Genomic DNA, 13,491 nt, shown 5'->3' with positions numbered 1-13,491 from the left:
AGTGGCAATCCACAGATACCTACTGTGGCAGAGGGCTCTCAGCACTCCACCACGTTGACGGCGAGACCGCCAAGGCTGGTCTCCTTGTACCTCTCGTTCATGTCGAGACCGGTCTGCCGCATGGTCTCGATCGCCGCGTCGAGCGGCACGAAATGAACGCCGTCGCCCTTGATGGCCAGCGAGGCGGCGGTCACCGCTTTGACCGCACCTAGCGCGTTGCGCTCGATGCAGGGTACCTGCACCAGTCCGCCGACCGGGTCGCAGGTCATGCCGAGATGGTGTTCGAGCGCGATCTCGGCGGCATTCTCGACCTGCTCCGGCGTGCCGCCCATGACGGCGCACAAGCCGGCTGCCGCCATCGCCGAGGCCGAACCCACCTCGCCCTGGCAGCCAACCTCGGCGCCCGAAATCGAAGCGTTGGTCTTGATGATGCCGCCTACGGCCGCCGCCGTCAGCAGGAAGTCGCGGATGCTCGCCTGGTCGGCCTCGGGATGGAAATGCAGCCAGTAGCGCAGCACCGCCGGCAATGTGCCGGCCGCGCCATTGGTCGGCGCGGTGACGACCCGGCCGCCGGCGGCGTTCTCCTCGTTGACCGCCATGGCATAGATCGACAGCCAGTCATTGGCGAGCAGCGGGTTGGGCCGATTCTGCTGCCATTGTTCCTGCAACTTGTCGTGGAGTTGCCGCGCGCGGCGGCGCACCTTCAGCCCGCCGGGCATGATGCCGTCCTGCGACAGGCCGCGATCGATGCAGCCCTTCATGGCGCTCCAGATGGCGTCGAGGCCGCTGTCGAGCTCCTCGCGCGACATCTGCGTCTCCTCGTTGACGCGCTTCATCTCGGCGATGGAAAGCCCGCTCCTGCCGGCCATCGCAAGCATTTCGACGGCATTCTTGAAGGGGTAAGGCACCTTCTTGCCTTCGGTCGTCACCGAGCCCTTGGCCTTCATCCGCTGCAACTCTTCGTCGGAAACGACGAAGCCGCCGCCGATCGAATAATAGATGCGCTTGAGCAGCAGGCGATCGCTGGCGTCATAAGCGTAGAAGGCCATGCCGTTGGCGTGACCGGTCAACGGCGTCTTCTTGTCGAGCACCAGATCTGTCGCCGGGTCAAAGCGATAGGACGGGTGTCCGGGCGGCGAGACTCGCTTTTCGGCAGCGATACGGGCGACAATGCCGTCAGCCTGATCGGGGTCCACTGTCTGCGGCGTTTCGCCAGCCAGCCCCAGCACCACGGCGCGGTCCGAACCGTGGCCGATGCCGGTATAGGCGAGCGAACCGTGCAGGCTGGCGGCGATGCGGTCGACCCTGGCGCCGGCCGGGCGCGGCCAGTCGTCTCCGGCGACCTCGTCGAGAAAACGACGCGCGGCCGTCATCGGCCCCATCGTGTGCGAGCTCGACGGGCCGATGCCGATCTTGAACAGGTCGAAAACCGAAAGGAACACGCGGCGCTGTCTCCTGGCCCTCTGAAACCTGGACCCTTTGAAACCTACATATAGGAATTCTCATGATGTTTCCGCTGTTTTGACAATCGCGGCGCAGCGCGTGCCGACCTTGTATGCTCCTGCAGCGACATCGTCGTGCTCGCCCATCGAAGAGGCGGCTTTGCTTGTGGTAAAAGGGCGCATGGGCGATTCCTTCCACCTGTCGACGGCCGATCTCTCGGCGCTGGCCTTCTTCCTGGTCGTCTGGGTGCTGCATACGCTTGCCTCCGACGGCAGGCTGGTCAGCCGCGTGTCGCTGACGACTGCAATGAACGCTCAGCGCGAGACCTGGATGCGGACCATGGCCGAGCGCGAGATCCGCATCGTCGATACCGCCATCATGAGCGGCCTGCAGCAGGGCACCGCCTTCTTCGCCTCCAGCTCGCTGATAGCGCTCGGCGGCTGCTTTGCGCTGCTTGGCGCCTCGGATCAGGTTCTGTCGGTGCTGAGCGACCTGCCCTTCGGCACGACCTCGTCGCGCGCGGCCTTCCAGATGAAGGTGCTCTGCCTGGTGCTGATCCTGGCTTTTTCCTTCTTCAAGTTCGGCTGGGCGTACCGCCTGTTCAACTATTGCTCGATCCTGATCGGCTGCGTGCCGATTCCGCATGGTGAAGCTGCGCGAAATCCGGTTACGCAAACAGCGGTCTGGCGTGCGGCGCGCATGAACATGCTGGCCGGCAAGCATTTCAATTCCGGCCTGCGCGGGGTCTTCTTCTCGATCGCCTATCTCGGCTGGTTCGTAGACCCGATCGTGTTCGTGCTGTCGACGCTGCTCTTGCTTGCGGTGCTGGTGCGCCGCCAGTTCTTCTCGGCCGCCAGACACGCGGTGATCGGTCAGCCGCCGGGCGCCGGAAACGGCTGATCGATCCGACCCGATAGCCAGTAGGCGAACAGGCCGATCCATTCGCGCATTGCAATGGTGGTCGTCTGTATCGAATCCGCCGAGTTGTCGCGGAACATGCCGACGCCCTCCTTGCCCGAGGTGCGGTAGTCGACCGGCCAGGGAATGGTCGCGAAGCCGGCCTTGTCGAACAGCGCCTTGGCGCGCGGCATGTGGAAGGCGGAGGTCACCAGCAGCCAGGTCTCGCCAGGCTTCGGCGTCACCAATTCTCTAGTGAAGACGGCGTTCTCGTAGGTGTTGCGGGATTTGTTCTCGAGGATCAGGCGATCGGACACGACGCCGAGCGCGCCAAGCAGGCGGGGTGCAGTCTCGGCATCGCCCTCGCCGTCAAGAAAGAGTTCGCCCGTGCCGCCCGAAACGACAACTTTCGCATCGGGAAAGTGCCGGGCAAGGATTGCCGTCTCGACCATGCGGTCGCCGCCGGAATTCAGCTCGTAGCCGCCGCGCACCAGATTGATGGCGCCCTCGAAGCCGCCGCCGAGCACGACGATGCCGTCGACATTTTGCGGCAGCAGCGGCTTGGGAAAGCGCTCTTCAAGCGGATTGAGCAGCACGGCGCCAAGCGAGGTCCAGGCTGCCAGCGCCAGGATCAGGAAGGCCAGGACGCTGCCGGTGGCGAACAGTTTTCTGCGCCCGAGCAAGGCAGCGAGCAGGCTGGCCAGCAGCAGGAAGATTGCCAGGTTGAGCGGCTGGATGAAGAACCAGAAGATTTTGGAAAGGTAGAAGAACATCCCTCACCCCATTACAGCGCCGCGCGTCCCTGGACGCGCAAAGGACACTGTAACACTTTGATTTTGCGCATGATCCTTTCGAAAATCGATTCCATTCTTCGGGGTCATGCGCTAGATGAGAAACGACCCTACCACCACTTATCCGGCTGAAATGTGCCGGCCGCCTGCTCGATGACATGAGCTGTCTGGAACAGCGTTTCCTCGTCGAAGGGCTGGCCGATGAGCTGCAGTCCGAGCGGCAGGCCCTTGGCGTCGAGGCCGGCGGGCACAGCGATGCCCGGCAGGCCGGCCATGTTGACGGTCACCGTGAAGATGTCGTTGAGATACATATTGACCGGATCGGAGGCCATGTCCTCGTCGGCGACACCGAAGGCGGCCGACGGCGTCGCCGGGGTCAGGATCACATCCACGCCTGCCGCGAAGACGTTCTCGAAGTCGCGCTTGATCAGGGTGCGCACCTTCTGCGCCTGCAGATAATAGGCATCGTAGTAGCCGGCCGACAGCACATAGGTGCCGATCATGATGCGGCGCTTGACCTCGCGGCCGAAACCGGCGGCGCGGGTCTTCTCATACATGTCGATGATGTCCTTGCCTGGCACGCGCAGCCCGTAGCGGACGCCGTCATAGCGGGCGAGATTGGACGAGGCTTCGGCGGGCGCGACGATGTAATAGGCCGGCAAGGCGTATTTGGTGTGCGGCAGCGAGATGTCGACGATCTCGGCGCCGGCATCTTTCAGCCAGGCAATGCCCTTCTGCCAGAGCGCCTCGATATCCTCCGGCATGCCGTCGACGCGGTACTCCTTGGGAATGCCGACCTTCATGCCCTTGATCGGCTTGCCGATCGCCGCCTCGTAGTCCGGCACGGGACGGTCGACCGAAGTGGTGTCCTTCGGGTCGACCGAGGCCATCGACTTCAACAGGATGGCGGCGTCGCGCACGTCGCGGGCGATCGGTCCGGCCTGGTCGAGCGAGGAAGCAAAGGCGACGATGCCCCAGCGCGAGCAGCGGCCGTAGGTCGGCTTGATGCCGACAGTGCCGGTGAAGGCGGCGGGCTGGCGGATCGAGCCGCCAGTATCGGTCGCGGTGGCGCCGGCGCAGAGGAAGGCCGACACGGCCGAGGCCGAGCCGCCCGACGAGCCGCCCGGCACAAGCTGGGCATTGTCGAGCGTTCGCGCAGTCTTGGTGCCGCCGGACGAGACAAAGCCGCCATCGCCCTGATGCGTCGTCGGCATCACCACCGTGTCGAGGCGCGAGCGCCGCCACGGGTTGATCACCGGGCCGTAATAGGAGGTCTCGTTGGACGAGCCCATGGCGAACTCGTCCATGTTGAGCTTGCCCAGCATGACGGCGCCATCGGCCCACAGATTGGCGGTGACGGTCGATTCGTAACGTGGCTTGAAGCCGTCCAGCACGTGGCTGCAGGCCTGGGTGTGGACGCCTTCGGTGCCGAACAGGTCCTTGATGCCGAGCGGAATGCCTTCCAGCGCGCCGCCCTCGCCCTTGGCCAGTTTCGCGTCCGAGGCCTTGGCCATATCGCGCGCCTTGTTGCCGGTGACGGTGACATAGGCGTTGAGCAGCGGATTGGCGCGCTCGATCGCGTCGAGGTAAGCCTCGGTGATCTCGGCCGCGGTAATCTCCTTGCCGCGCAGCTTGGCACGGGCCTGCGAAATCGTCAGGTGGGTCAGGTCGCTCATCAGGCAAGGCTCTTTTCGTAAAACACCGACCATTCTGAGTCGGGATAATCCAGCACCGGGCCGCAGCGTGAGAAGCCGGCGCGTTCGTAGACGGTCCAGGCGGCGGCATGGCGATCGCCGGTTTCCAGCACCAGACGCTTCAGCCCTTCGCTGCGTGCCAGCGCTTCGACCCGCTCGACGATCTTGGCGCCGATCTTCTGACCGCGATGCGAGGGCCGCGTGTACATGCGCTTGACCTCGCCGACCGAACCATCATGGCGCTTCAGCGCGCCGCAGCCGATGGCCAGGCCGTTGTCGCGGGCGATGAAGACGCTCGTGTCCTCTCCGGCCATCTGCTCGACAGTCAGGTGGTAGCAATGCTCCGGCGGCGTCAGCTCGAGCAGCGTGGCGTTGAGCTCTTCGACCAGCCCGCGCACGTCGTCCTGCAGCGGCGTCTCGATGGCGATCTCGACTGCCACCGCCACCTACTCCACCACCTTGGGAACGAGGAAGAAATTCTCATCGGCCGCCGGCGCATTGGCGACGATATCGGTGGCCTTGCTGCCGTCGGTGACGACGTCCCGCCGCTTCTTCATCTCCATCGGCGTGACCGACGTCATCGGCTCGACGCCGGAGACGTCGACCTCGTTCAACTGTTCGACGAAGCCAAGGATGGCGTTCAACTCGCCGGTCATGCGCTCGGCGTCCTCCTCGCTCACCGCAATGCGGGCAAGGTGCGCGACGCGCTTCACTGTCTGAAGATCAACGGACATTTCTGTTGCCTCGGGAAAACCAGCGCTATAGCGGCGCGGCGCGTGACGCGCAACATGCATCGTGGCGGGATCTGCGGGCCTGGAACTGCTAAACGGCCGGGATGGCCAGGGGCTTGGGCGGGCGCAGCGGAATAGGTAGCTCGAAAAGACGCTCCTTCGCCGGGCACATGCCGCACTCCGCCTCGTCCTCGAGTGCGGCGAACGCCTGTAGCTCGGCCGGGGAGCAATCAGGTTCGGGCGGTTGGTAGCCGAGATAGGGATCCCATTTCTCGGAGAGGCGGTATTTCGCCTTCTGCATCGGCAGATAGGCCAGCGGCGCACATTTCCAGATACATCCGTCGAGAACCTGCTTGCAATGGCGGGCCGGACAGGCCTCCCAGCTGGCGCGCGGGTCGCCGTCGTCAAATGGCAGCATCGTGTCGCCGAAGCCGTCGTAGCGCCGGGTCCAGTTCTTGTGCGCAGGCGGCGACAACGCCGTGGTCGCGCCGCCATTCCCGCAACAGGGCAAAGACCGGTTGATATTCCTCCGCCATGTGATGGACGGAGATGACCAGGCGCGCATCGGGTCGGCGGCAAGGATGGAAGAAGCCGTTGCTGACGATCTCGATTTTGGTGCGCGGCCAGTGTTTCGCACCACGCCAACGAGACGCGGCAGCTCCGGATGGATGGTGGGTTCGCCGCCAAGCAGCGAGAATCGCGTGACCGATACGCCGACCGCTCCACAGGCCCATCCAGCGGTCGGCATCTTCCAGCGACACGATGCCGGCATGGGCATGGTTGGAATAATGCGAACAGCTCTCGCATGACAGGTTGCAGCCATGGGCTACATGCAGCTCGAGTTTGCGGAAGACCGGTCGCTCCTGGCCCGGTACCGACGCCAACCGTTTCAGGCCCAACCGTTCCAGGAATGTCATGGGCTCACGCGGGGCTCCACGCATCATTGCGCCAAATTTTCGAGGGGCATTCACGCAAACTATTTGTTTTGCGCAATTCCGGACGGAAAACCGCTGCGAACCTTTCCTGGAATTGCTCTAAGGCAAAACCACGCCGCCGCACAGCACGTAACTGCCACCGTTGCCGGCCTGCTCGCTTTCGTCGACGACCGGGCGGACTGAAACCAGGTCGATCTGAGTCGGGCTCATTTGTGTGACCGAAAGGACATCCGGAAAGACAAAGCCCGGCTCCTGGCAGATGGCGGTGACCGCCCAGCTTGGCGAGAGCGTCGCCTTGGTAACCTGAAGGAATTCGCAATTGTATTCGACGCTTTGCAGGCCGTGGGCCGACAGCACGATGTTGCCGGCGTCGATCACGCTCTGCAGCGTCTCTTTCTTGGCCTTGGCGCAAAGCTCCTCCGACTGAAGATAGACACCCTCAATGAAATCCTCGGCGGCAGGCGCCGGAGATGCGGCGACCAACATCGAAACGCAAAGAGTTTGTTTCAACACCATGGTTTCATTCCATTTTTCTAGAGCGGGATGGCTTTTCTAGAGAGTGATGGTCTGGCCGATTCCCGGCAACGCCACGTTCACGCCGGATCCCTCCATTCCCGCAACGAACTTTTCCGCCGTCTGGTCGATGATCGGAAACGTGCCGAAATGGCAGGGAACGACCGTATCGAAGCGAAAAAAGCGCCGGCAGGCAAGTGCGGCCACCGCGCCACCCATGGTGAAGCGGTCGCCGACCGGCACGATGCCGATCTTCGGCTCGTGCAATTCGTTGATCAGCGCCATGTCGGAGAAGATGTCGGTGTCGCCCATATGGTAGAGCGTTTTTTCCTCGGGGAAATGCAGGACGAGCCCGCCCGGATTGCCGAGATAGGTGTTTTGACCGCCCTCGCCGCCAAACGATGACGAGTGCAGGGCCTGGACGAAGGTGGTGGTGAAGGCGCCGCAATCGAGGGTGCCGCCGATGTTGCCGGGGTTGATCTTGTCGCCGCTGGCGCCCTTGCCGACGAGGTACATGCAGATCTCGTAGTTCGCGACCAACATGGCGCCGCTTTTCTTGAGCACTTCCAGCGCACCGCTGACGTGATCGTTGTGGCCGTGGGTTAGCAGCACATGGGTGACCCCTTCCGCCGGCCCTTCCCAGCCGCCCGTCCATGACGGATTGCCGACCAGATAGGGGTCGATGAGGATATTGGCCCCCGCCGTTTCGATGCGGAATGCCGAATGTCCGTACCAGGTCAGTTTCATAGATGCCTTCCTCGATTTTTGCTGCGCCGGAAGATAGAACGCCTCCTGCAGAATGAAAGTGCCATAGTATCGTTGCCGGTCAAAAGAGCGTGTCACGCTCTATCGAAGGAGAACCGTTGGGAATCATACCGATCGAGGACTTGCCGGCACGACTTGCCGGCGGCAGGACGCTGGCCGGGCTCGACCTCGGCGACAAGACGATAGGCGTGGCGGTTTCCGACCGCGGGCTATCCTTCGCCCATCCGCGCCCTGTTATCCTGCGACGAAAGTTCTCGCTCGATGCAGCCTTGCTGCTCACCCAGTTGCAGAAGGAAAATGTCGGCGCGATCGCGCTCGGCCTGCCGGTCAACATGGACGGGTCGGAAGGTCCACGCGCCCAGAAATCGCGTGCCTTCGTGCGCAACATGGCTGCCCTGTCCGACTTGCCTTTCGTGCTCTGGGACGAGAGGCTATCGACCGTGGCTGCCGAGCGGACGCTGATCGAGATGGATTTCTCGCGCAAGAAGCGCGCCGGCAAGATCGATTCGGCAGCGGCCGCCTTTATTCTGCAGGGAGTCCTTGACCGGCTTCAGTCGCTCGGCTCATCCGCTCCGGCGGAACCGGATTCATCCAGCGGTTCCTGACCCAGGCGGCAATGTTGCGGCGGCGGCGAAACGCCCACAGCGCCATCAGCAGGAAGCCGTCGAAGACGCAGGTCTTGGCCACCATACCCGGAATGATCGCCGGATCGATGCCCAGCATTTGACCGTAGAGCTCGAACACCAGGTCATGCAGCCGACGGCTCAGCATCACATAGCCGAAATTGATGTCGTTGAGCGACAAATAGAACCAGCCCCAGAACAAGGCCATGGGAGCCGCCCACAGTGCGAACAGAATGCGCATCAGCGGCCATCCCCATGCTTCGTGTCCGAGCGGCCGGAAATACGGTTGAGCAAGGAACTGTGCGCCGCCCCTCTTGCCATGACGTTGGCTCTGGCACGGATCTCGCTTTCGACGGCAACCGTGATGCCTAACGCCGACCGCCGCTCCGCCAGCACGGCAACATAGGATGCCAGCAGCGCCGTCAGTTGCACGGCAATGACCATGAACAGTCCGTCGATGCCTTGCGCGGCGCCGCCGACCAGGATCAACGACAGGACGCCGGACGCGGAAACGAAGGCGATGCGCACGACGATGTCGGTGGCATCGGGATTTGCCGCGATGTTGATCAGGGTCTCGACGAAGGCCCAGCAGAACAGCACCGCCACGACCAGCAGTGCGATGGCCAAAGGCGCGACGACGACGGCGTCATTTAGACCGGCCAAGTGAGTGCTCTCGACAGCCACGCCCAGCACGCCGAGAGCGCCTGCGACACCGCGGTTGCCGTCGATGCAGATGAAGGCCAGCAAGGCGAAAACGATCGCCCAGTGCAAGGCCAGAAAAGAGGTCAGTACGTGCCGCATGGCGTTCCTGCTTCGCGAGCACAGGCGGCCTATGGTTAACCAATCCTTGCTCCACCACGACTGTGGGCTCTGCGGCCCGCCATCGCAACGGAAACCATTTGTTAAGGTTAACGGCTATCCACAGGACACGGCGAAGGGCGAAAAAAGCCTGGTTGTGAGGTCAGTTCACCGGCGGATAGAGCGTGTCGATGATCATGCGCGCATCGTGGCGGGAATCGAGCATGCCGTACGTGTTGCGCCATTGGCCGGCGAGCCGGGTCTCGACGAACGCATCGGCGATCCGCCCTGCCCCCAGCCGGCGTAGCTCGGCCGCGGCAGCCGACAAGGCCAACTGCTCGGTGAGCAGTCGTGCAGAGCCCTCGTCGGTCGCCGCCACCTGCATGGCCGCCTTGAGCACGCCTATGGTGCCGCGACCGCCGGCGCCGAGATCGCGGTCGATGCCGGCCAGCACCTCCTCGAACAGGCCTGGCGCGCGGCCGAGCACGCGCAGCACGTCGAGCGCCATGACGTTGCCGGAGCCTTCCCAGATCGCGTTGACCGGGGCTTCGCGGTAGTAGCGGGCGACCGGCGCCTCCTCGACATAGCCGTTGCCGCCGAGGGATTCCATCGCCTCATAGAGCAATGGTGGCGCGATCTTGCAGACCCAGTATTTGACCACAGGCGTCATTGCGCGGGCGAAGGCCGCCTCGCCACGGTCGCTGGCCGCCTCGTCGAAAGAGCGCGCCAGCCGGAACGACAGCGCGGTGGCGGCAGCCACGTCGAGCGCCATGTCTGCCAGCACGCGCTGCATCAACGGCTGGTCGATCAGCGTGGCGCCGAACACCTGGCGGTGGCGTGTGTGATGGACGGCCTCCGCGAGGCCCGCCCGCATGATCGCCGAGGAGGCGACGGCGCAGTCGAGCCGGGTCAGCGTCACCATGTCCATGATCGTCTTGACCCCTGCCCCGGGTTCGCCGACCATCTCGCCGATCGCATTGACGAACTCCACTTCCGACGAGGCGTTTGAGCGGTTGCCGAGCTTGTCCTTCAGCCGCTGGAAGCGAAAGCCGTTGCCCGATCCGTCGCCAAGGATGCGCGGGACGAGAAAGCAGGAAAGCCCTTCCGGCGCCTGTCCCAGCACCAGGAAGGCATCCGACATCGGCGCCGACATGAACCATTTGTGGCCGGTCAGGCGGTAGAATCCGCTGCCGACGCGCTCGGCCCTGGTGATGTTGGCGCGCACATCGGTGCCGCCCTGCTTCTCGGTCATGCCCATGCCGAGTGTCAGCCCAGTCTTTTCGACCGGCGGCTTCTGGCTCTGGTCGTATTTGCGCGTTGTCACCCGTGGCGCCCATTCACGAAACAGCTTTGGGCTTGCCATCAGCGCCGCCAGCGAAGCGCTGGTCATGGTGATCGGGCAGAGATGCCCGGTCTCGAGTTCTGCGGTGACGTAGAAGCGGGCGGCGCGCACCTGATGGCGGCGACCGATCTCGGCGTCGCCATTCTCCCAGACCGAGGAATGCAGCCCGTTGGCGACGGAGCGGCGCATCAGCGCGTGATAGGCGGGATGGAACTCGACCAGGTCGATGCGCCGGCCCTGGCGATCGTGCGTCCTGAGCTTCGGCGTCTCGACATTGGCCAGGCGGGCCAATTCCTGCGCTTCCTGCGTCAGCACGAAACGGCCAAGTCCATCGAGATCCTTGCGCACCGGATCGGAAAAGCGCTCGGCAAGCTGGATCAGCAACGGATCGCCCCGCCAGGCGTTGCCGCCCGTCAGCGGCGGCGGCTGGTTGGTCACGTCGTCGGTCACGCTCTGTCCTTGTCGTCGGAGGTCGGTCGAATCCGAAGCCATCGGCGGGTTATAGCCCAAGCCACGCAAGGCGCGCGACGAAAATACCGGGGAGAAAGGCCGCAATCCAAAGCCGGTGCTTGCAGCAGGGAATTCTGCACCCTATAGCAGCGCCTTGAGATGACCGACGCTTCGTCCCTGCCGCTCTACCCGCACCGCCATCTTCTGGGCATCCGCGATCTTTCCCCCGCCGATATCGAGCTTTTACTCGACCGGGCGGACCGGGCTGTCGCCATCTCGCGGCAACCGGAGAAGAAGACCTCGACGTTGCGCGGCCGTACCCAGATCAACCTCTTCTACGAAGCCTCGACCCGTACGCAATCGTCGTTCGAGTTGGCCGGTAAGCGGCTCGGCGCCGATGTCATGAACATGTCGGTGGCAAGCTCTTCGGTGAAGAAGGGCGAGACGCTGATCGATACGGCGATGACGCTGAACGCCATGCGCCCCGACATATTGATCATCCGCCACCAGTCGGCGGGCGCAGCCGCATTGCTAGCGCAGAAGGTCGGCTGCTCGGTGGTCAATGCCGGCGATGGCGCGCATGAACACCCGACGCAAGCGCTGCTCGATGCGCTGACCATCCGCCGCGCCAAGGGGCCGCTGTCGAAGCTGATCGTGGCGATCTGCGGCGACATCCTGCATTCGCGTGTGGCGCGCTCCAACATCATGCTCTTGAACGCGCTCGGCGCGCAGGTGCGCGTCGTCGCCCCTTCAACGCTGCTGCCGTCAGGCATCGAGAGAATGGGCGTGATCGTCGCGCGTTCGATGGCCGAAGGGCTGAAAGGCGCCGACGTGGTGATGATGCTGCGCCTGCAGCGCGAGCGGATGGAAGGCGCCTTCGTGCCGTCGATCCGCGAGTATTTCCGCTATTTCGGCCTCGATGCCGAAAAGCTGAAGGCGGCCAAGGACGACGCTCTGGTCATGCATCCAGGCCCGATGAACCGCGGCGTCGAGATCGCCTCGGAAATCGCCGACGGCCCGCAAAGCGTCATCCAGGAGCAGGTCGAAATGGGTGTCGCCGTGCGCATGGCGGTGATGGAAGCTTTGCTCGACCCGCGCCGCAACGATGAGGGGCGCGGCGCATGACGACAACGGTGTTCAGCAAGGCGCACATTGTCGACCCGTTGCGTGGTATTGACGAGATCGGCACCGTCATCGTCGAGGGCCGCAAGATCGTCGCAGCTGACAAAGCTGCCCTGAACCAGGGCGTGCCGGAAGGCGCCATCGTCGTCGACTGCGCCGGCAAGGCGCTCATCCCCGGGCTGATCGACGCACGCGTCTTCATCGGCGAACCCGGCGGCGAGCATCGCGAGACGATTGCCTCGGCGAGTGTCGCTGCGGCGGCAGGCGGCGTCACCTCCATCGTGATGATGCCCGATACCGATCCGGTGATCGACAATGTCGCCTTGGTCGAGTTTGTGCTGCGCACCGCCAAGGACACGGCCGTGATCAACATCTTCCCGGCGGCGGCGATCACCAAGGGTCTTGCCGGCCGCGAGATGACCGAATTCGGCCTGCTGCGCGAAGCCGGCGCGGTCGCCTTCACCGACGGGCGCCACACCATATCCAGTGCGCTGGTGATGCGCCGGGCGCTGACCTATGCGCGCGATTTCGGCGGCGTCATTGCGCATGAGACCCAGGATGCAGACCTCGCCTCGGCAGGCGTCATGAATGAAGGCCTCTATGCCAGTTGGCTCGGCTTGGCCGGCATTCCGCGTGAGGCCGAATCGATCCCGCTGGAGCGCGACCTGGCGCTGGCGCGGCTGACGCGCGGCGCCTACCACGCGGCCAAGATCTCGACGGCGATGGCGGCGGAAGCGGTGACACGAGCGAAGGCCGATGGCGCCAATGTCACGGCGGGCGTGTCGATCCACAACCTGTCGCTCAACGAGAACGACGTCGGCGAATACCGAACTTTCTTCCGGCTGACACCGCCGCTGCGCGCCGAGGAGGACCGGCTGGCGATGATCGAGGCGGTCAAGGACGGCACGATCGACATCATCGTCTCTTCGCACGATCCGCAGGACGTCGACACCAAGCGCTTGCCCTTTGCCGATGCGGCTGCCGGCGCCATTGGCCTGGAGACGCTGCTGGGCGCCGCACTCAGGCTCTACCACAATGGCGACGTGCCGCTGCTTCGGCTGATCGAGACGCTGTCCACCGCGCCAGCAAGGCTGTTCGGCCTGCCCGGCGGCACGCTGAAGCCGGGCGCGGTCGCCGACCTTGCGGTCGTCGACCTCGACGAACCCTGGATCGTCAGCGAAAGCGGCATCCGCTCGCGTTCGAAGAACACCTGTTTCGAAGGTGCGCGGCTGCAAGGCAAGGTCTTGCAAACGATGGTAGCGGGCCGCACAGTGTTTTCTGCCTGAGCATTTCGAACCGAGCATCAGGGGCGTTGCGGACCGCCTTACGCATCTTCGCTGCCAAGGGAGCGCTTGCCATGGGATTGCATCGTCCCCGCCTGGTTGCG

Annotated in this window: 16 protein-coding genes; 4 read left to right on the top strand and 12 right to left on the bottom strand. The window is 64.0% G+C overall.

Translation table 11 applies throughout. The annotated features are described in order from the left end of the window. Window positions 1-38: 38 nt before the first annotated feature. On the bottom strand, window positions 39-1,442 hold the full coding sequence (locus tag D3227_RS20755; protein WP_120016176.1) for an L-serine ammonia-lyase: 1,404 nt from the start codon (window positions 1,440-1,442) through the stop codon (window positions 39-41). A 181-nt stretch (window positions 1,443-1,623) separates the two neighbouring features. On the opposite strand from D3227_RS20755, the gene D3227_RS20750 reads away from it, so the two are divergent. Next, the gene (locus tag D3227_RS20750; RefSeq protein ID WP_120016175.1) at window positions 1,624-2,343 is read left to right on the top strand and encodes a DUF599 domain-containing protein; all 720 of its coding nucleotides are present in this window, start codon (window positions 1,624-1,626) and stop codon (window positions 2,341-2,343) included. On the opposite strand, the gene D3227_RS20745 is transcribed toward D3227_RS20750, so the two are convergent. The 8 genes from D3227_RS20745 to D3227_RS20715 all read right to left on the bottom strand — a co-directional run bounded on the left by D3227_RS20745 (window position 2,316) and on the right by D3227_RS20715 (window position 7,751). Further along, the gene (locus D3227_RS20745; protein WP_120016174.1) at window positions 2,316-3,113 is read right to left on the bottom strand and encodes a YdcF family protein; all 798 of its coding nucleotides are present in this window, start codon (window positions 3,111-3,113) and stop codon (window positions 2,316-2,318) included. The two genes, D3227_RS20750 and D3227_RS20745, sit on opposite strands and share 28 nt — an antisense overlap. A 128-nt stretch (window positions 3,114-3,241) precedes the next feature. Beyond that, window positions 3,242-4,807 carry an amidase gene (locus D3227_RS20740; protein ID WP_120016173.1) on the bottom strand — a complete coding sequence of 522 codons (1,566 nt, stop codon included), beginning with the start codon at window positions 4,805-4,807 and terminating at the stop codon, window positions 3,242-3,244. After that, the gene (locus D3227_RS20735; protein WP_120016263.1) at window positions 4,807-5,265 is read right to left on the bottom strand and encodes a GNAT family N-acetyltransferase; all 459 of its coding nucleotides are present in this window, start codon (window positions 5,263-5,265) and stop codon (window positions 4,807-4,809) included. The genes D3227_RS20740 and D3227_RS20735 overlap by 1 nt, the downstream gene beginning before the upstream one ends. Window positions 5,266-5,271: 6 nt before the next feature. Continuing rightward, complete coding sequence (gene gatC / locus D3227_RS20730; protein ID WP_120016172.1) at window positions 5,272-5,559, bottom strand: Asp-tRNA(Asn)/Glu-tRNA(Gln) amidotransferase subunit GatC; 288 nt, start codon at window positions 5,557-5,559, stop codon at window positions 5,272-5,274. An 88-nt stretch (window positions 5,560-5,647) separates the two neighbouring features. After that, entirely contained in the window at window positions 5,648-5,974 is a 327-nt protein-coding gene (locus D3227_RS42235; protein WP_208646408.1) for a hypothetical protein, read from the bottom strand. Further along, a complete protein-coding gene (locus D3227_RS42230) occupies window positions 5,961-6,527 on the bottom strand; it encodes a death domain-containing protein (protein WP_208646407.1) in 567 nt (188 codons plus the stop codon). The genes D3227_RS42235 and D3227_RS42230 overlap by 14 nt, the downstream gene beginning before the upstream one ends. Window positions 6,528-6,590: 63 nt before the next feature. Further along, complete coding sequence (locus tag D3227_RS20720; protein ID WP_120016171.1) at window positions 6,591-7,007, bottom strand: hypothetical protein; 417 nt, start codon at window positions 7,005-7,007, stop codon at window positions 6,591-6,593. A 36-nt stretch (window positions 7,008-7,043) separates the two neighbouring features. Further along, window positions 7,044-7,751, bottom strand: a complete 708-nt coding sequence (locus D3227_RS20715) for a metal-dependent hydrolase (protein ID WP_120016262.1) — start codon at window positions 7,749-7,751, stop codon at window positions 7,044-7,046. 116 nt (window positions 7,752-7,867) lie between these two features. Between D3227_RS20715 and ruvX the strand changes: the two genes are divergently transcribed. Then, the gene (gene ruvX / locus D3227_RS20710) at window positions 7,868-8,374 is read left to right on the top strand and encodes a Holliday junction resolvase RuvX (RefSeq protein WP_120016170.1); all 507 of its coding nucleotides are present in this window, start codon (window positions 7,868-7,870) and stop codon (window positions 8,372-8,374) included. Here ruvX and D3227_RS20705 read toward each other — a convergent pair. From D3227_RS20705 to D3227_RS20695, 3 genes are all read right to left on the bottom strand, one after another. Further along, window positions 8,292-8,633: a DUF6105 family protein gene (locus D3227_RS20705; protein WP_120016169.1), complete on the bottom strand. Its 342-nt coding sequence runs from the start codon at window positions 8,631-8,633 to the stop codon at window positions 8,292-8,294. The genes ruvX and D3227_RS20705 overlap by 83 nt on opposite strands. Continuing rightward, window positions 8,633-9,193: a hypothetical protein gene (locus D3227_RS20700; protein ID WP_120016168.1), complete on the bottom strand. Its 561-nt coding sequence runs from the start codon at window positions 9,191-9,193 to the stop codon at window positions 8,633-8,635. The genes D3227_RS20705 and D3227_RS20700 overlap by 1 nt, the downstream gene beginning before the upstream one ends. A 160-nt stretch (window positions 9,194-9,353) precedes the next feature. Next, on the bottom strand, window positions 9,354-11,024 hold the full coding sequence (locus D3227_RS20695) for a DNA alkylation response protein (RefSeq protein WP_483466631.1): 1,671 nt from the start codon (window positions 11,022-11,024) through the stop codon (window positions 9,354-9,356). Between the two features lie 117 nt (window positions 11,025-11,141). Between D3227_RS20695 and D3227_RS20690 the strand changes: the two genes are divergently transcribed. Together D3227_RS20690 and D3227_RS20685 are read left to right on the top strand one after the other, a co-directional pair. Continuing rightward, on the top strand, window positions 11,142-12,107 hold the full coding sequence (locus D3227_RS20690) for an aspartate carbamoyltransferase catalytic subunit (protein WP_120016167.1): 966 nt from the start codon (window positions 11,142-11,144) through the stop codon (window positions 12,105-12,107). Next, window positions 12,104-13,390 carry a dihydroorotase gene (locus D3227_RS20685; protein ID WP_120016166.1) on the top strand — a complete coding sequence of 429 codons (1,287 nt, stop codon included), beginning with the start codon at window positions 12,104-12,106 and terminating at the stop codon, window positions 13,388-13,390. The genes D3227_RS20690 and D3227_RS20685 overlap by 4 nt, the downstream gene beginning before the upstream one ends. Window positions 13,391-13,491 lie beyond the last annotated feature (101 nt).

Source organism: Mesorhizobium waimense (assembly GCF_003601975.1).
Classification (GTDB): Bacteria; Pseudomonadota; Alphaproteobacteria; order Rhizobiales; family Rhizobiaceae; genus Mesorhizobium; species Mesorhizobium waimense.
This window is presented reverse-complemented; position numbering and strand designations above follow the sequence as displayed.